The organism is Peptidiphaga gingivicola, from assembly GCF_001652275.1.
Lineage (GTDB): Bacteria > Actinomycetota > Actinomycetes > Actinomycetales > Actinomycetaceae > Peptidiphaga > Peptidiphaga gingivicola.
Genome location: NZ_LVZK01000001.1, coordinates 946,787 through 963,700, shown reverse-complemented (window position 1 = coordinate 963,700; position 16,914 = coordinate 946,787). Strand labels below are relative to the sequence as shown.

General features: G+C 63.5%; 15 protein-coding genes and 2 pseudogenes. 13 read left to right on the top strand and 4 right to left on the bottom strand.

Annotation, left to right across the window (positions count from 1 at the left end; all coding sequences use genetic code 11):
- Positions 1-120: 120 nt before the first annotated feature.
- Positions 121-939, bottom strand: coding sequence for a MerR family transcriptional regulator (locus tag A4H34_RS03935; protein WP_064231158.1), 819 nt, complete (start codon positions 937-939; stop codon positions 121-123).
- Between the two features lie 251 nt (positions 940-1,190).
- Here A4H34_RS03935 and A4H34_RS03930 point away from each other — a divergent pair, with 251 nt between their 5' ends.
- Both A4H34_RS03930 and A4H34_RS03925 read left to right on the top strand, forming a co-directional pair.
- A complete protein-coding gene (locus A4H34_RS03930) occupies positions 1,191-2,138 on the top strand; it encodes a hypothetical protein (protein WP_197480410.1) in 948 nt (315 codons plus the stop codon).
- Positions 2,139-2,208: 70 nt separating this feature from the next.
- The gene (locus A4H34_RS03925; RefSeq protein WP_331711608.1) at positions 2,209-2,847 is read left to right on the top strand and encodes a MarR family winged helix-turn-helix transcriptional regulator; all 639 of its coding nucleotides are present in this window, start codon (positions 2,209-2,211) and stop codon (positions 2,845-2,847) included.
- A gap of 60 nt (positions 2,848-2,907) precedes the next feature.
- Here the strand turns inward: A4H34_RS03925 and A4H34_RS03920 are convergent, their stop codons facing one another.
- Positions 2,908-3,852 carry an Abi family protein gene (locus tag A4H34_RS03920; RefSeq protein ID WP_231870940.1) on the bottom strand — a complete coding sequence of 315 codons (945 nt, stop codon included), beginning with the start codon at positions 3,850-3,852 and terminating at the stop codon, positions 2,908-2,910.
- Between the two features lie 264 nt (positions 3,853-4,116).
- Entirely contained in the window at positions 4,117-5,136 is a 1,020-nt protein-coding gene (locus A4H34_RS03915) for an aldo/keto reductase (RefSeq protein ID WP_082903046.1), read from the bottom strand.
- Between A4H34_RS03915 and A4H34_RS10920 the strand changes: the two genes are divergently transcribed.
- From A4H34_RS10920 to A4H34_RS03900, 4 genes are all read left to right on the top strand, one after another.
- Positions 5,136-5,441: a hypothetical protein gene (locus A4H34_RS10920; RefSeq protein WP_156510249.1), complete on the top strand. Its 306-nt coding sequence runs from the start codon at positions 5,136-5,138 to the stop codon at positions 5,439-5,441. The two genes, A4H34_RS03915 and A4H34_RS10920, sit on opposite strands and share 1 nt — an antisense overlap.
- Positions 5,442-5,665: 224 nt before the next feature.
- Complete coding sequence (locus A4H34_RS03910; protein WP_231870994.1) at positions 5,666-6,772, top strand: quinone oxidoreductase family protein; 1,107 nt, start codon at positions 5,666-5,668, stop codon at positions 6,770-6,772.
- Between the two features lie 242 nt (positions 6,773-7,014).
- Positions 7,015-7,986: a zinc-binding dehydrogenase gene (locus A4H34_RS03905; RefSeq protein WP_064231154.1), complete on the top strand. Its 972-nt coding sequence runs from the start codon at positions 7,015-7,017 to the stop codon at positions 7,984-7,986.
- A 187-nt stretch (positions 7,987-8,173) separates the two neighbouring features.
- Positions 8,174-9,748, top strand: coding sequence for a peptide MFS transporter (locus A4H34_RS03900; RefSeq protein ID WP_064231153.1), 1,575 nt, complete (start codon positions 8,174-8,176; stop codon positions 9,746-9,748).
- Between the two features lie 271 nt (positions 9,749-10,019).
- Here A4H34_RS03900 and A4H34_RS03895 read toward each other — a convergent pair whose 3' ends face one another.
- On the bottom strand, positions 10,020-10,685 hold the full coding sequence (locus tag A4H34_RS03895) for a DUF7822 domain-containing protein (RefSeq protein WP_197480409.1): 666 nt from the start codon (positions 10,683-10,685) through the stop codon (positions 10,020-10,022).
- A 504-nt stretch (positions 10,686-11,189) separates the two neighbouring features.
- Here A4H34_RS03895 and A4H34_RS03890 point away from each other — a divergent pair.
- The 7 genes and pseudogenes from A4H34_RS03890 to A4H34_RS03860 all read left to right on the top strand — a co-directional run bounded on the left by A4H34_RS03890 (position 11,190) and on the right by A4H34_RS03860 (position 16,895).
- Complete coding sequence (locus tag A4H34_RS03890) at positions 11,190-11,864, top strand: hypothetical protein (RefSeq protein ID WP_197480408.1); 675 nt, start codon at positions 11,190-11,192, stop codon at positions 11,862-11,864.
- A gap of 886 nt (positions 11,865-12,750) precedes the next feature.
- Positions 12,751-13,203, top strand: coding sequence for a hypothetical protein (locus A4H34_RS03880; RefSeq protein ID WP_064231149.1), 453 nt, complete (start codon positions 12,751-12,753; stop codon positions 13,201-13,203).
- Positions 13,204-13,310: 107 nt separating this feature from the next.
- Positions 13,311-13,637, top strand: coding sequence for an ArsR/SmtB family transcription factor (locus A4H34_RS03875; protein WP_064231148.1), 327 nt, complete (start codon positions 13,311-13,313; stop codon positions 13,635-13,637).
- A complete protein-coding gene (locus A4H34_RS03870; RefSeq protein WP_064231147.1) occupies positions 13,634-14,770 on the top strand; it encodes an MFS transporter in 1,137 nt (378 codons plus the stop codon). The genes A4H34_RS03875 and A4H34_RS03870 overlap by 4 nt, the downstream gene beginning before the upstream one ends.
- A gap of 40 nt (positions 14,771-14,810) precedes the next feature.
- A pseudogene (locus A4H34_RS10620) lies at positions 14,811-15,201 on the top strand (DDE-type integrase/transposase/recombinase); the annotation flags it as partial.
- Positions 15,202-15,378: 177 nt separating this feature from the next.
- A pseudogene (locus A4H34_RS11550) lies at positions 15,379-15,801 on the top strand (hypothetical protein); the annotation flags it as partial.
- Between the two features lie 98 nt (positions 15,802-15,899).
- On the top strand, positions 15,900-16,895 hold the full coding sequence (locus A4H34_RS03860; protein ID WP_064231146.1) for an NADP-dependent oxidoreductase: 996 nt from the start codon (positions 15,900-15,902) through the stop codon (positions 16,893-16,895).
- Positions 16,896-16,914: the final 19 nt, after the last annotated feature.

The following is a 16,914-nucleotide window of genomic DNA, read 5'->3' as shown; positions in this document are numbered from 1 at the left end:
GTTCCTCTGCAGCGGCAGTGATAACAGTGCGCCCCGCTGACCGGGGTCGACGCCTGCGACGTCGGCCCCGGAGGCTGGCCCAGTCAAGCCGGGCCAGCCTCCGTTCGCCGGCGGGGTCCGTCAGGCGACGGGCACGCAGACTTCCGTCACGTACTCGTCCGTGTTTTGGGTGTCGGCGGGGCCCACGAGGTAGCGGTTGTACATCGGCCCGGCGAACTCGAGCCCGGAGGCGGCGATGTACTCGGCCAACTCCTCGTTGACGGGCCCGAACTGGTCGTAGCCACCGCGGAACGTCGCCACGGCGACCTTCTGCTCTGGGATCTCGCGGATTGTGAGCGGGTCGGCCGCGACGGCGTCGGGCCCCACGGGTTCCCACACCTCGATGTCGACGTCGGCCTCGCGGTACTCGAGGTCGTGGAAGGTGGCGCCGCAGAGCCCACTGGCAAGCGGGATTCCCTGGGCCCTGATCGCTTCCATGGCTGCGATCCACGCCTTGTGCTCGTCGGCGTAGGTGTCGATCGTCGTGCGCAATGCGACCACTCGCTGCGCCGGATGGGTGGTGACGGTGATTTCGGCCATGATGGCCCTCCTGTTCGTTTGTGAGATGAGTCGGTCAATCTCGGCGATGCGGCGGCGGGCGGCCTCGGCGTCGGCGATGAGCTGATCGCGCTGAACGGCTAGCGCGCGGCCCAGAGCCTCTGGGTTCTCGCGCAGCGGAAGCAGGGCGGCTATGGCGGAGACGGAGAAGCCGACGTCGCGAAGCTGGCGAATCAGCGTCGCTTCGCGCACCTGCGAGGCGGCGTAGAACCTGTGGCCGGTCACGTCGTCCGTGGCCGCCGGGATCAGAACGCCGTTGGCGTCGTAGTAGCGCAGCATCCGCGCAGACAATCGTGTGAGCGTTGAAAACTCACCGATGCGAAGCAGTCTCGTCTCGGTCATGGCTCCATCTTCCGGCTTGACACCGTGTCAAAGGCAAACCGCGCTTTTGATCAGATGATGACGCGACGATCTAGGCACGCATTCTAGAAATACAATGAAATAAATTACCGTTACGACGTCACTAGACTTCCAACGAACATTCTTAAAGTAAACTGCGGGATACGATGATCGCAACATTTACACATGCTTTCGCCACATGGATCGGCGAGTGCTGGCATCGGGGCCTGTCGCTGTTCTCCGAAGCTGGCCCTGTGGGTGACTTGGAAGAGACAATTGCTCAGGAATATCGCGACGATTCCCCCGCATTCGAGCGGTTTCTGCCCGAGTTGTTCGAGCGCCTCGGCATCGACGAACATCGCGAGCGCGGCCAACTCCGCCAGCGCGGCGAACACTGCAGCAGGCTGCCAAATCTGTTTCGCCTGCTTATTCTGGCCGAACAGGTCGGGTCTGCCTTCGGATTCAGCACGCAGAACCCGTTTCGGATTCCACAAGAATATGAAGAGGCCGCTCGCATCCTGCTGCAGCGCTGCTGCGACTGGCTCCGCAGTTGCCTCGGCGAAGAACGGTATGCGGCACGGCTGACCGGCGTTCCGATTGAAGCTTACAAGAATGCCGTCTTTTCGCCGCTGGGAACCGATGTGTGGTGGACGGCCCCGCTCAAACAGAACCCCGGCGTCTTGTGGAACGCGCAGATCGTGGCCGGAGCTCCGTTCGTTCCGGCCAGATGCGGAATTCCGGCGTCGGTGCTGTCGCACGACCTTCTGAGCGAGGACTCGAACAAAGAAGTCCACGAAGCGATCGGACAGGCGATCGAACAGACAAACGGTTGCCGGCTGTCCGTCAAAGAGAAATCCGCGGCACGCTTGCCTGCAAGACTGTATCGGATCGAGACCATCGAAGATTATGCCAAGCTCGTCGAACAACATCCCCTCCTCGTTCCGGCAAAGGCGCGGCGGGAAAGAGGAGGGCACACTCCTTACCACCTCAGGTCGCCGATCTTTGCGGTTCCCAACGACGTGCTCGTCGATTGGCGAGCAGCCTCAGCCGAGTATGACGCGGTGTACGTCAATGCAGAAACCTATTTCACGGGGGCCTGGCTGCCGATCGAGACCGAGCTGGGTTTCACGACGCTCTCGGGATGGTCGCCCGAATGCGTCTACTTCCTGAACCTGGACGACGTCGAACTGGTGCGGGCCTGACGGCCTGTCGCAACCGCTGCGCGTTGCGGTCTCTCCCCGAGCCGTTGACGCCGTGCCCTATTCTGGTGGGGTGACCGATGCTTCTTCTCTTGGGACGGCTGACGCCTCGTCGCCCTACGGCGCTTCGCCTTCCGCCGACGGCACCCACGACGACGTCGAACCCGCACGCGTACCGAGCCTTCCCTGCGATCCGGCTTTCAGGCTTCCGGCTCCCCGACGCGGCGAGGGAGAGCTCGCAGCCGACGCCGAGCTTCGCCTCGGCCTGCACATCAAGCTTGCCGAGCAGGCGATGATGTCCGCGAAGGCCGAGGCGTTGCGCCCATTCGACCTGACGGTGGCTCAGTACGGCGCGATGCTCTCGCTCTACTACGTTCCCGGGCAGTCGCCCTCGCAGCTCGCACGGGCCGTGGCGGTCACCCCGCAGACGATGGGCGCCACGCTCGACAAGCTCGCCTCCAAGAGCCTGGTGACGCGCGAGCCCTCGAAGCTCCACCGCAAAGTGCTGGTCGTGACCCTCACGCCCAAGGGCGAGAAGCTGCTCGTCAAGGCCGACGCCGCCGCGCGCGCCGTCGAAGAGCGCATCGGCCAGGCGTTCAGCGCAGACGAACGCGCACAGCTGCGCGAGCTGCTCAAGCGCGTAAGCGCCGCTCTTGAAGAGTCGGATCCTCCGGTGAGCGCAGCTAACACTGAGTCTGATCCCGACGACTGATCTTTCTTGAAGATCCGACAAATTGCAGCTCGAAACCGAAGGCTGTAAGTGCGGATACTGTCACAGGGTCCAACCTTGCCATAGAGGCAGCGTTTGCCAATCTTTGGGTGTTCCCATGTGGCTGATGGGGAGCGCAGGTATATCCGGATAGGTTGACAGAGTGCGCGGAAGCAATGTTCGATCCCCGATGCCAAGAACAGTGAGCAGGTACTGAATGAGAGTGAGCTGACCGAAGCATCGGTTGAGCGCCTTTTTTGCCGCAGCCAACTCGGGATGCGTTTCTACTTTGGGCAAGCGCGGTTTAAGTGTGTAGACCCGGTTAAACATGCGGGCATGATGAGCCGAGTAGTTGCGAACGATGTTAAGTGCCCTAATCCATGACCCAAGTTGCGCCGCGGTCAGTTTCATGCGAGCGGCGATAACATCACAGACAGCAATTGGTGACAACCGGTACAAATAAGCCAGCGAACCCCAGCCCATAACTTCCACCGCTGCCCAGATTGGGAGCTGCCCTCCATACTTCCGCTGGTGGTGCTTGACGAAGTCTTCGCGAGAAAGGGACAGCTCTTTATTATATCGGTCTAGCCACATCTGATATTGCTGCGACGGTTTTGCGGCCGAACGCTTCTGACGGGCTCCTGGCCCTAACAACGCTGGGCGCAGGTGGACGAGCGGGTCAAGACGCCCAAGCTCGTGTCCGAGCATTGCCTTTAAAGCCAATTCCACTGGAGTCAAGCAGTCGAACACGGCCGAGCGAAGACGTTCGTCAAAGTCGTACAACGCAGCGACATCGGTGAAGTTGGCACCGTCGACGAAGACATCAAGCCGGTGGCGGCCATCAGCATCTAGTTGCCGGAAGGGATACCAGTAGCCAGAGAACCTGTAGTAGTTAACGCGTTCCAAGACTCGCCGAGCGTAGGCAACGTCATTAATCTGCATGCCGCGACAGCGCAGCAGTGCGATTTGTTCGCCATGCGTCTTGAACGCCTTAGATGGCTGCGGCACGATCCACCTCTTAACACAGATCGCAAAAAGAGGACCGGCCCTGGACTGCTCCGAGAAGCAGCGGAACCGGTCGTGATACTTTTACTATATCCGAAGTAGTCAAGGTTAACAACGTGTCGAGGCAGGCCTGCCTTGGCGCTGGAGCAAGGAATTCTCCAGTACGCCTAGCAGACAGAAGACCCTGCCTGTAGGCACCGCCTCGGAGCGGATGTAGACATTCAAAGAGCGCTCGAAGAACGCTCCCAATGTCACGTCCCACGTGGGTCAGTAGCGTGAGCCGTAGGCCTGAGGGAGCCGGTCCAGGCGCTCGCGTTCGGCGTCGGACAGCCGCAGGCTGGCGGCTTCCAGGTTCTCGGCCAGGTGTTTGCCGCTGCGGGTCCCGGGAATCGGTATGACGTTGTCGGCCAAGCCTAGAAGCCACGCGAGGGAGACTTGGGCCGGCGTCGCCCCGTGCGCCTCAGCGATGCGGGCGATCTCCTCGCCGATCACGCGGTTGCGTTCGAATGCCTCGGCCGTGAACCGCGGATTGACGGAACGAATGTCGCCGCTTTCGAACGTGCCCGGGGCGAGCGTTCCGGTCAGGTAGCCGCGCCCGAGCGGAGCAAACGGCACGAAGGCGACGCCGTTGGCCAGGGTCCACGCGAGGAGGCTGCCGTCGGCCTCGGTGCCGGCCCCCGCATCACCGGGCGCCTCCCCGCCGAGCGGGTCGCGCGTCCACACCGACAGCTCGGACTGGATCACCGCCACCGGATGGACGGCATGGGCTGCGGCCGCTTGGGCCACCGTCACTTCGGAAAGCCCGATTCGGGCCAGTTTCCCTTCGGCGACGAGCTCCGCGAGCGCGCCCCAGCTTTCCTCAAGCGGCACGTCCGGGTCGACGCGGTGCAGATAGTACAGGTCGATCCGTTCGACGCCGAGCCGCTCGAGGCTGCCCTCGACATGCCGCCGCAACGCCTCGGGCCGGCCGTCGCGGTGGATGCTCTTGGTCGCCAGATCGTCGACGACCAGCCCGCCTTTTGTCGCCACGACGACGCCGTCCTGCCTGCCCGCGACGGCCCTGCCGACGAGCCGTTCGTTGTGTCCGTCGCCGTAGAGGGCGGCGGTGTCGAGCAGGCCGACACCGGAGTCGAGCGCCTCGCGGATGACCCTGACGGACTCGGCGTCGTCGCGGCCGCTTTCCGCGTATATCCAGCTCATGCCCATGCAGCCGAGGCCGATGGGCGCTACGCGCGGGCCTCCGGCTCCCAGTTCTCGGGCGCCGTCTGATTTCCTTGCGTTTTCCATTGGATCCATTTTCTGTCCTTTCCGCCCTTTCCGCGATGCGGGTGGGCAATGGGATGCGCGTCGGCGATGGGATGCGCATCGGCAACGCTCGGGCGAGCGGAGATCCAGCGACGCCGCTGCACAAAGCCTCCGCACCCGCGGGGCCAAGACCCGTCGTCGAAGAGGTCTCCGACGACACATGCGCGGCCTCCGCGCTTGCTGGGACGAGCCGTCGCATCTCTCAGCACAGCGGCAGGCCGCATACGATTGGCGCCGTCGCGCCCGCCCGAGGATTCGAAGGCCGCGCACCAGGCTTGCGCATCTAGCCACCCGTGTTTAAGGTTACTTATATTGTACAGCCAACTGAAACTAACGTCGAAAGGGCGCCATGAATCAGAACACGAGCCGCACGCCGCTCCAAGGAGCCGCGACGCAGAACGCCGCGACGGCCGCGCGCAAAGAGGACCCCCGAAATGCCGCGCACAAAGAGGACCCCCGGGAGGCCGCACGCCATAAGGGAGCGCCGGAGGCGGCACCCCAGAAGGCCACGATAAAGGCCATGCAGATCACCAGTTTCGATGGCCCCGCCGGCCTGAAGTACGCCGAGGCGCCGGCGCCTGAGCCCGGGCCGGAGGACGTCGCGCTCGACGTCGAATATGCCGGCGTCGGGTACATCGAGGCGCTGCTCGCGGGCGGCCTCATCGATCTGCCGCTCCCCTACGTTCCCGGGTTGGAGGCCGTCGGCCGGGTCCGTTCGCTCGGCTCGCTGACAGCGGACGCAAGTTCGCAGACGGACGCGCATGCGGGCGTCGAGGCCGAGGCAGACACAGACGGCGAGGCAGACGCGGACGGCCACGCAGGCCCAGATGCAGACGGCGAAGCAGGCTTCTCTTCCCCGGGTCTCTACTCACCCCTTAAGCCGGGCGACCCCGTCGTCGCGCTGACGATCAATCGCGGCGGCGCTTACGGCCAGGTTGCGGTCACGCACGCCAATCTGGTCGCGCCCCTGCCGCCTGGCATGGATCCGGCGCTGGCCGCGGCGGTCCCCGCGAATACGACGACGGCGCTCGTCGCGCTCGAGCGCGTCGCCCATTTGAAGCCCGGCGAGCACGTGCTGGTGCACGCTGCGGCGGGCGGGCTGGGCTCGCAATTCGGCCAGATCGCGCGGTTGCTTGGCGCGGCCCGGACCGTCGGCGTCGTCGGGAGCGAGGCCAAGCGAGGGGCCGCGCTCGACCTCGGCTACGACGAGGTCTGGTTGCGCAGCGAGTTGGGCGATGCGGCCGGCGGGCAGTTCGACGTCGTCGTGGACCCCGTCGCGGGACCGGCGCGGCAAACGAGCCTCGACCTGTTGAGGCTTGGCGGGCGGCTTTTGGCGGTCGGCGACGCCGCCCAGGCCGGCGACCCGATGGTCTCGAGCAATTCGCTGTGGCTCCGAGGCGTCGGCGTGCTCGGTTTCAATCTGGGGGCGTTCACGGCGGCGAATCCACGGACGACCGGAGTCTACTTGAGGCGGGCGCTCAACCTCGCAGCCTCGGGCGAAGTGGCGGTGCACATAGCCGAACGCGCCCCAATCCGCGAGGCGCCGCGGGTCCTGGCCGATATGGCCGCGGGCGCAACCGTCGGCAAGGCGGTGCTGGTGCACGAGAGAGAGCGATGACGCTGCCGGACTGACTTTGCGGTCGCTCCCGGCCACGCCGCCAGCTCTTCTAGCGCCCAAACCGCCAGCTCTTCTCGCTCCCAAACCGCCAGCTCTTCTCGCAAACAACAGGACTCTCCCACCGTCAAATCGCCGCCTTCCCTCGCGACGGCGGAGTCCAGCGTTCAAAAATCAAAAGCATCCGCCCCAAAAACACGAGTCGGCTCTAAAACAACAGCAGCCGGCCTACGAAAGGAACAATCATGAAGGCTCTTCAGATCACGAGCTACACAGGCCCCGAGGGCCTCGTGTATCAGGAGGCGCCGGTCCCCAGGCCGGCGCGGGGTCAGGTCACGATCGACGTCGAATATGCGGGGGCGAACTATGTCGAGGCGCTGTTCGCGGAGGGTCTGGCCTCTCGGCCGCTGCCTTGGACTCCGGGGATCGAAGCGGCGGGGCGCGTCCGCGAGCTTGGCGAAGGCGTGGAAGGATTGACGGTCGGCGAACCGGTGGCCGCGCCGATCACGATTTTGGGCGCGGGCGGCTACGGGCAGGTGGCTCTGGCGAAGGCTCCGCTCACCGTCCCTTTGCCTCCCGGGATGGATCCCGCGCTGGCGTCGGTCGTCCCCTCGAACACCACGACCGCCCTGGCCGCCTTGGAGCGGACCGTGCGCATTCAGCCGGGCGAGCATGTGCTGGTGCAGGCCGCGGCGGGAGGGCTCGGCACCCAGTTCGGCCAGATTGCGCGGCTGTTTGGCGCGGGCAGGGTCGTGGGGGTGGTCGGCTCTGAGCAAAAACGCCAGGTTGCCCTCGACCTCGGGTATGACGAGGTGTGGCTCCGCGACACGCTTCCCAGCAGGGATTCCGGCCAGTTCGACGTGATCGTCGATCCCGTCTCCGGCCCCGCGCGGCCGGAGAGCCTGAGGCTGTTGCGCTTCGAGGGCCGGCTTCTTGCGCTCGGCGACGCCGCGCAGGCCGGGGATCAGCGAATCAGCACCAACACGCTGTGGTCGAAGGGCGTCAGCGTTCTCGGCTTCAACATCGGCGGCTTGGGAGACGCCCACCCCGATGTCGTCGGTTCCTATCTCCGTCGCGCCCTCATGCTAGTGGCAACGGGTCAGGTCACCGTCCCGGTCCAGGAAAGGCTTCCAATCGCCGATGCCGCGCGGGCCTTGACGGCGCTGCGTTCGGGAGGGACCATCGGGAAGTTCATCCTGGTGCACGAGCGCGACTGACACGGCGGAAAGGGCTGTCGCCGCCGTCGAAAACTCCCTTTTCTCGGCTTTGCCGCCCGATTGCCTCGGCATCGCCGAGCGGCCGACCGCGCAATCAGTGTAGGGTACACGAATAACGCCTGTTCATGCATCAGGCGCCAACGGTTCGGTTGCTTGCCGTGCCCGCCCACAGAAAGGGAGAGCTATTATGCCAAATTCCCCGACTAACGTCGAGGACGACGTCGTCGGTGCCGGACGCTTGATCACCAGCCGGTGGCGCCCCAGCACCCTGCGAACAACCCCGTCGCGCGAGGACCGCGGGCTGTTCGGCCACCCCCGGGGCCTGCCCTGGATGCTCAACGTGGAGATGTGGGAGCGCTTCTCCTATTACGGGATGCGAGCCATCCTGCTGTATTTCATCGTCGACACCGTCGGCAACGGCGGCCTGGGGTTGAGCAATAACTCCGGCGAGGTCATCCTTGCCGTCTACAGCGCGGCTGTCTACCTGCTGGCCATCCCCGGGGGCATTTTCGCCGACCGCGTCATAGGGCCGTGGCTGTCCACCCTTTATGGAGGGCTGGTCATCATGGCGGGCCACGTCTGCCTGTCGATCCCCGTGCCAGTCGTTTCCTGGCTTGGGATCATCCTGGTCGCGGTGGGAACCGGCTTCATCAAACCGAACCTGTCGACGATCGTCGGAGGCCTGTACGACGATAACGACCCCAGGCGCGACGCCGGATTCCAACTGTTCTACATGTCAATCAACGTCGGGTCGCTTGCCTCTCCCATAGTGACCGGCTGGCTGCGAGGACACTACGGGTACCACGCGGGATTCGCCTCTGCCGCTGTCGGCATGGGGTTCGCGCTGGCCGCCTTCGTCTACGGCCGCCACCGGCTTTCTGCCTTCGCATTCACCGTCCCCAACCCGATCCGCCCCTGGGAGCGCCGCAAGCTTGTTATATCCGCTGTGGCCGCGATCGCAGGAACGGCGACGCTGGTCACAGCCCTGTATTACCTCACCGGCAACTTGCTTAACGCCCTCTCCGCCACAATGCTCGTCGTCCCGGCAACGGCGGCGCTGGGCTACTTCATGCTCATGTTCCGTTCCCCGAGGGTCACCTCCCGCGAACGCACCCATCTGCGCGCCTACATCCCCTTGTGGATCGGCGCGGTGCTGTTTTTCATGATCTCCGAGCAGGCCGCCGGCAAAATGGCAACCTTTGCCAAGGAAAACACCGACGGGAAAATCCCCGTAGTCGGCTGGGTCCTCAGCCCTGAGACCTATCAGTCCATCAACCCGGCCACGATCGTAGTGCTGGCGCCGTTGGTCGGCTGGCTGTTCACACGGCGGGCGGGGAGGTTCCCGTCGACCATCGCGAAGTTCGCGATCGCAGTGCTCTTAGTCGGCTTGTCTGCTTTCATCCTAGGCTTCGGGTTCCAAACGTGGACCGGCGGCAAGAATCTTGCGCCATGGTGGTTCCTGGCGGCAGTGTTCATCGTGCAGACCGTGGGCGAGCTGTTCTTGTCTCCGGTGGGCCTGTCCACGACCTCGGCGCTGGCGCCCAAGAACTTCGCCTCTCAGGCGATGAGCCTGTGGCTGCTGACGACCGCCACAGGCCAGGGGCTCGCCGGTTTCATCATTTCTCAAACCAGGGACATCCCGAACTCGACGTATTACTACGGCCTGGGCGCGGTCACGGTTGCCGTGGCGGTCATCCTGTTCGCCGTCGCCCCGTGGACCAAGCGGCAGATGGCCGACGTCGGCGCATTCTCTCAGGAGTAGCGGGGCTCCGCGCCTCTGATGGACTGAACTCCGCCGGCTTCGCGGTGCCGTCACAGGCGAGAGGCGAGGCGGCTGCAGCAGGTTTTCCAACGTGCCAGATCGGTTTCACCAACGTGCCAGATCGGTTTCGCCAGCGCGCCAGATCGGCAAAGGCTCGGCCAGTCGCGGCGGACCGGGTTAGTGGCGACAGCCCGGCTGTCGACGCCGGGCCGGGCCATTCACAGCGTGCCCGGCCAGTCGCGGCGGACCCGGCAAGTCTCGGCGGACCGGGCTAGTCGCGGCCTTCCGTCTCCTCGAATTCGGCGCGGGTCGGCATGTCGAAGTTGAGCGTCTCGCTCCAGCGGAATCCGAGGGGGCTGCGGCCGGCGTCGTACTTGTCGTCGAAACGCAGGCCCGCGAAGGGACCGGCGCCCTTGACGCTGGATTCGTAGACGACCGCCGCGGCTTCGTTCGTGTCGCTCGGAAGGGCGTCGATGGATTCGCCTATCCACGTGCACATCGAGGCTTCGGCTTCGACCATCTCTTTCATCATCGCCTCGTCGCCGCCGGAGAGGATGTCGAGTTCGACGGTTTCGAGCTGCACGTACTTGTTCATGTGCAGATCGAGGAAGGACCGAGTTGAAATCGTTTCGTCGAGCAGCTTTGGGGCCTCGAAGTGCGAGCTGCCCGAGACGAAGCGAATCACGTCGATGAACCTCAAGAAACGGGCGAACCCGACGTCGTACTCCCCGTTTATGGCGTAGACCTTGACGTCGGGGGCGCCTTCGAGGCCGTTGGCGATGAGGGACGAGCAGATCTGCGTGTTTCCCGAGGCGAGGATGCGGTAGGAGATCGGAACGGTGTCGGGCCACTCGGAGAGCCCGCTGGCCCTCTCCGGGCGGTCGAAGTAGCTGACCGGCCGATTGTCGAGGCTGTACAGGTATGCGCGATTGACCACGTGCGTTCCTTTCTGAAGCATGTGCGTCCCATTCTGGACCGTGTTACTTCCTTCGTCGGTTACGTGCGTCCCTTCGTCTGGCGTTCCGTCCCCGGCTGCTCAAACTCGGAGTCCGCGGCGCGGAAGCGACCCGGCAGCGCGATGCCCCGGCTCCCCAGGCATCCGCGATCTGAAACCGCCCATGTCTCCAGTATGACGGATGATTCCGACGCTTTTACATTACAGACTTAAGCCGCGGATCTTTAAGACAGAGAACTTGTCCAGAGCCGTAAACTAGCGGGCAGTTATAGCTGTAACCCCGATGGTGTTCAACCTGCACCTTGCCACTCATGAAGTGGACCGCTGTACACTTATACGTGCAGGTAAACTCACCATCCTGCTACATAACGTCACAACTTCATAATTGAAAGAAGGTTTCACATGTCAACGGTGACAGGGCGTATCAAAGAAATCAAGCAACCCCGAGGAGGATATCTCCCACTACGAAGTTTTACAGTTAAGGACATGGACACCCTGGGGGAGGTAACTTCACCAGAGAACATCCACGCAGGTACTGTTGGGATGGCGGTTGACTACCTCACCCGTCTCATCACTGGTTCTACCCGTGCAGAGGCCTTTAACATATCACTTCAAGGTGCCCGACTCATTGGCGAAGAGACCACTGCTCGCGGACTATTGAACCGTCTAAACGGCCTGACTGACGATTCAATTAGAGCCGCATGCCAGCTTTCTGGTTTCGACGTTGTCTACCGAGCGGGGCACTCCTCGTATAAACCAGTGAATCAGATCAATCCGGACGATGAAACCATTAAGAACATTCGCATTATGACTGAAAGGATGAGGCTTTTCTTCGAAGCGAATCCTCCTACCTTGAAAGAGTTTGAGTTTACTGGTGCCTATACACACCTCATTCGCATCGGTGACGGCGATATCTTGACAAAGGACACGCTTTGGGACATAAAAGTCTCGAAAACGAAGCCGCAACCTAAGAATACTCTGCAAATACTTGTTTACTGGATTATGGGACGCCGTTCCATACACCCACAGTTTCAGACCATAGAGAAACTCGGCATAGTCAATCCCCGTTTGGGTAAGACATGGACAATCGCAGTTGAGGAGATCCCCGACAGCACATTGACCCAGGTATCATCAGACGTTATTGGGTACGCGAGTCTTTAAACTAACCATTGCGGGCGGGTTGAACTAGCAGCATGGCAGTTCAACCCGCCCGCAAGTTTATTGGACTTCGATCCTGTAGTACTCGTCGATCATCCGTTGAGCCATGGGAGTCTTCTCGTCGGGCAGGTAGCTTGCATCAAGCCAACCTACGCGCTCGTCCTCCAAAGCTCGCACGATCGTGCAGAAATAACCGGAGTCCGGGTCTCGGAAACGGAGCCTCCAAGCAGGCGGCTCTCCTTTCGCCTTCTTCCGTTCTTCCCTCCTAGGTTCCCACTGCCGATCACTTCAACGCGAACACCCTCCGAATCTGCGTCGGAGATTAAGCCAATCGCCTTCAAACGAACGCCCACGGCAAGAGTGCTGACTTTGAAGTTTTCGGCCACCGTTTCCGCCACGCCCCAAGGATCTTCGACGACGTCGGACGCCTGCTCTGTGATCCTCTCCTCTTCGAGCATCCGAGAGACGGCGCCCCGTGGGCCCCTACAGTTCCAGCACGGCCTCTCGATACTGCTTCGCCCGACGCATTTCCCGCGCCAGCAGAGGCGAAACTGTGTCCTCACCGCGGCCGCTAAAGTCAACAACGCCGGACTCGGCGGGCGGCGTCGTGAAGAAGAAAGCGAGAGTTCTATCGAGTTTTTCCTAAGAGGCCGAGCTGTCTAAGCGTCGGCATCGCATTGTTCGTTTCGAACGTCTCCATTCGCGCTTGAGAGGTTCCTGCAGCCCGGGCAAGCTCGTCTCTCGACATGAACATGCTTTCCCGCGCCCATATCTCCGCCCACCACGACCAGGAACAGTTCTCCGACCGCGAGACACCCCTGTACGAGTACCATTCCGCGTTCCGGCTCACCGCCCCAACCTCCGTGACGATGCGGAGTCAAGCGAGGATGTGGATGCGACGGTGCAGGCAGCGGTCGCGGACGCGACCCGATTGTTCGTGCTGCCGGGCTGGCCGGAAGCCTCTGCACAGGCCGGGGCGGATCACGTCGCCGACGCCCTCGCCCGCATCCACGCCACCGCCACGAAGGAGCCTGCTCCGGCCAAGAAACCCAAAGACGGCGCCGAAGACGCGTCGGTGCAGTACCCGGTGCGGACGTTCGTGGCGACGTGGACCGAACTGGACCAGCGGCGGACTCACTACGACCCGGCCGCGCTCGCCGTCAAACTCACCGGTGAGCACCTCGCCACGTTCCTGCGCGTGGTCGAACACACCGTCGCGTTCGCCGACGCTCTCCAATCAGCCCTCACCAAACCGGGCGGCACCACCGCCTCCGGCACTGTGGATGTCAACGACGAGAGGGTCGACGAGCCTGCGGGGCGTCCGCAGCTGCGCGCCATCTAACTGCACTGACCGGGGACGTTGATCGAGGCTCTGACGGCCTTCGCGTTTGTGCAGTGATTCTTGCACGATTATTATGCAGGAATCACTGCACAATCCAAGGAGGTTCGATGACACCGCGGGACTATCACCACCCGAAGACTGACGAGCTCACTCTGGCCAGGGTGCTGGCAGCCTTGAGCGACCCCACCCGTCTGGAGATGATCCGCCGGCTGGCCGACGGGCAGGAGCACGACAGCCTTGAGCTCGCGGACGATCTGCCCCGGTCGACGCTGACATACCACACGCGCATGTTGCGCGAGGCAGGGGTGACGTGGACCCGGGGTGAGGGTCGCGCATGCCTAATCCGGTTGCGGCGCGACGATCTGGACCGGCTGTTCCCGGGTGTGCTAGCGGCCGTGGTCGCCAACACGGGCCCTGGGGTGGCGCAGGCATGATGCGTCGGCTGTGGCCCTTCGTGGTGGGCAGTGTCGCGCTCGGCCTGGATGCCTACGTCGTAGCGGGTCTGCTGCCCTCCGTTGCCTCGTCGTTGGGTGCGCGGGAAGCCACTGTCGGTCTGGGTGTTGCGGCATTCACGGGCTCCTATGCGGTCGCGGGACCTTTGCTGGCTGGGCGGGCAGGGCAGCGGTCACGACGCAGCTTGGTCACAGCCTTGCTGGTGTTCACGGCGGCGAACCTGGCCACGGCGCTGTCACCGACGGTGGGGGTCTTCCTGGGCGCTCGTGTGGTGGCTGGCGCAGCAGCTGGCGTCTACTCGCCGCTGTCGTCCGCGGTCGCCGCCAAGCTCGTGGGACAGGAACGTCGAGGGCGTGCGGTGGCGCTGGTCCTTGCTGGGTTGGCGGTCGGCACTGTGTTCGGCGTGCCGATCGGCTTGGCCTTGGCGCAGCGTTGGGGGTGGCGCGCCGCGATCCTGCTGATCGTGGCCATCGGCGGCGCCGCACTGGCGGGCATCGCGCTGCGCGGCGGGGAACTGCCGGCGATCCCAGCTTCTAGCCCCGCTGATCGGCTGCGGTCGATCGCGCGTCCCAAGAATCTGCTCACGGTCACCGTGACCCTGCTGACCGGCGTCGCTTCTCTGGGCCTGTACACCTACCTGACTGTCGTGCTGTCCGCGGGAAGCCTTGCGTCGCATCAGAGCATGGCGATTTGGTTCTGGGGGCTCGGCGGGGCGGTGGGAGCGCTGGGCATCGGGCCGCTCGTCGACCGGTGTGATCCGCTGCGCCTGAGCGCTGTCATCCTCACTGGCCTCGTGTGCGCGCTGTTCGGCATGACCCAGGTTCATGCCGCGGGGGTCACGGTGGCAAGTCTGTTCGTCTGGGGGATGTGTGGTTGGGCGTCCCTCGCGCCCCAGCAGCATGTCCTGCTACAGGCGAACCCGGCTGACGGTGCCACGGCTGTGGCTGCGAATGCTTCGGCCAACTATCTGGGCTCGGCGCTGGGTGCCGCCATCGGCTCGCTGCTGGTCGCCGCACACGCGGCGCCGGCTGTGCTGTGTGGTTCCGCCGCGGCCGTGTCCGCGCTCGCGCTGCTCTGCCAGGTTGTTCGACAGCGCATGAGCTCCAAGGCGTAGGCGTGCATCCCAACGCGGCCCTTACACCGCGACACTGACTGGTCGTCGCGCGCTTGGCCGTCGAGGAGGGCTGGCTGATCAGCCGAAGAGCAAGTGGCACGACCCGTTGATGGGCAAGGCCTACGTCCACACCGTCATGGACGACCACTCCCACGTCGCCTACGCAGAGATCCACGACGACGAAGCCGCCTCACAGCCGCCGCCGTCCTCGTCCGGGCCGTCGAGTGGTTCAACCATCGCGGGTCGCCGTCGAGCGAGTCCTGTCCGACAATGGCGGTGCCTACCGCTCACACCTGTGGAGAGACACCTGCCACGAGCTGGGCGTCAAGCACAAGTGCAAGCGCAAGCGCACGAGGCCGTATCGGCCCCAGACCAACGGCAAGATCGAGCGCTCCCACCGAACCCTGGCCGACGGCTGGGTCTACGCCCGCACCCGCTACGATGTCGACCTCACAACCCTCCAAGCACTCGAACGCCAAGCGGCTGGTCAGGCCTTCGATCTGCCCCAGCACCAGCAGACTACGCCCGCTGCCGACAGCCTCAGCATGTAACCGGGGCACCGATCATGAGCACTCACGTCTCCGAACCCGACGACCACTACGACGACCCCAGCCCAGCGCGAAGCCGCGCAGCGCAAGGCCGAACAGCTCGGCGCAGTCATCATCAAGGAGTTCATCGAGCCCAGCGAGTCCGCCAAGACCGTCCAACGACGCGCACTCCAAGAGATGCTCGACTACGCCACCGCGCACCCGGTGCGGTACGGGATAATGCCTGCATTGATACCTTCTATGCCTGCCTCAAGCGGGAGTGGCTTACGGGGGCGGGTTCTGGCGAGTCAAGCAGACGCCGAGCAGACTGTTTATGTCTACATTGACGACTTTTACAATACTACCCGCCTCCGCCAACATTGTGGCCTTCCCTCGCCCAACCAGTATGAGGCACGGTATTGGGCGACGAGGACGCAAAAAGATGCAGTAGAGAGAAAGAAAGAAAGGGAAAAATATGATAAATTGAATTATTTGGAATATTGAAAAGTTGACACAAGAACAACGAATATAATAATATTCATTATGTGAATTATTTGAGACAGTTAGCTGCCTCACTACCGAGCGAGCCCGAGGAGGCTTCCATGAGTCGAGCGATCGAGTACCGGAGATTTGGCGAACCAGAGGTTCTGGAGGAGGTCGAGCGCCCGGCGCAAGCACCCGGCGACGGAGAGATACGCATCGCGGTACGCGCCGTCGGACTTAACCCCCTCGACTTCAAGACTTTCGAGGGCGACCTGCGACGGCTTGAACGGGTTCAGCGCCTCATCCATCCTCGGCGCTGGTTCGAGGGCACATCAGCCCGCTTCCCTAGGGGCGTGGCCCGGGACTTCGCAGGCGTCATTGACGCTGTCGGCGCGGGCGTCACAGACCTCGCAGTGGGCGACGCCGTGCTGGGTACCTTGCGAAGCGCACCCGGACAGGCTGACACCCGCGGGGCACTCACCACCGAGCTGGTGGCACCCGCCGACGACGTCGTCAAGAAGCCTAACCCGTTGTCATTTACTCAGGCAGCCTGCCTGGGTGTTGCCTCGCAAACCTCGTGCGGCGCATTCAGGCAGCTGAACCTGCACAGCGGCGACGTGGTTGTCATCAGTGCCGCAGCGGGCGGCGTAGGATCAGTTGCAACGCAGCTTGCTTTGAGCCGAGGAGCCACCGTCATCGGCATCGCCAGCACCCGCAACACGGACTACCTCCGATCCTTGGGAGCCATTCCAGTCACGTACGGCGAGAACCTGACAAGCCGAGTTCGCGATGCGGCTCCGTCGCCCGTCACCAAGCTCTTTGACTGCTATGGCGGCGGCTACGTGCAACTTGGCCGTGATCTCGGGCTAACGGGCCGTTCCATCGGCACTCTAGTCCCCTCACCCGCGGCGATCCTCAAGGGCGCACAGTTCACCGGCTCACGGCACAGCAATGGACGCAGCGACCTCGAGGAGGTTGCACAGCTGGTGGCGGACAACGCCGTCAAGATCGAGATCGCCCACACCTACTCCTTCACGCTGGAGCAGGTTCGCGCCGCCTACATCAAGCTGGCGACGGGGCACGTCCGCGGCAAGCTCGTCGTCAATCTATCCTGACACTCATCCATGTTCACCC

Excerpts from the sequence above, each read along its gene's own strand:
- A4H34_RS03935 (WP_064231158.1), bottom strand. The coding sequence starts at position 939 with ATGACCGAGACGAGACTGCTTCGCATCGGTGAGTTTTCAACGCTCACA.
- A4H34_RS03915 (WP_082903046.1), bottom strand. The coding sequence starts at position 5,136 with ATGGAAAACGCAAGGAAATCAGACGGCGCCCGAGAACTGGGAGCCGGA.
- A4H34_RS03905 (WP_064231154.1), top strand. The coding sequence starts at position 7,015 with ATGAAGGCTCTTCAGATCACGAGCTACACAGGCCCCGAGGGCCTCGTG.
- A4H34_RS03900 (WP_064231153.1), top strand. The coding sequence starts at position 8,174 with ATGCCAAATTCCCCGACTAACGTCGAGGACGACGTCGTCGGTGCCGGA.
- A4H34_RS03890 (WP_197480408.1), top strand. The coding sequence starts at position 11,190 with ATGGACACCCTGGGGGAGGTAACTTCACCAGAGAACATCCACGCAGGT.
- A4H34_RS03875 (WP_064231148.1), top strand. The coding sequence starts at position 13,311 with ATGACACCGCGGGACTATCACCACCCGAAGACTGACGAGCTCACTCTG.
- A4H34_RS03870 (WP_064231147.1), top strand. The coding sequence starts at position 13,634 with ATGATGCGTCGGCTGTGGCCCTTCGTGGTGGGCAGTGTCGCGCTCGGC.
- A4H34_RS03860 (WP_064231146.1), top strand. The coding sequence starts at position 15,900 with ATGAGTCGAGCGATCGAGTACCGGAGATTTGGCGAACCAGAGGTTCTG.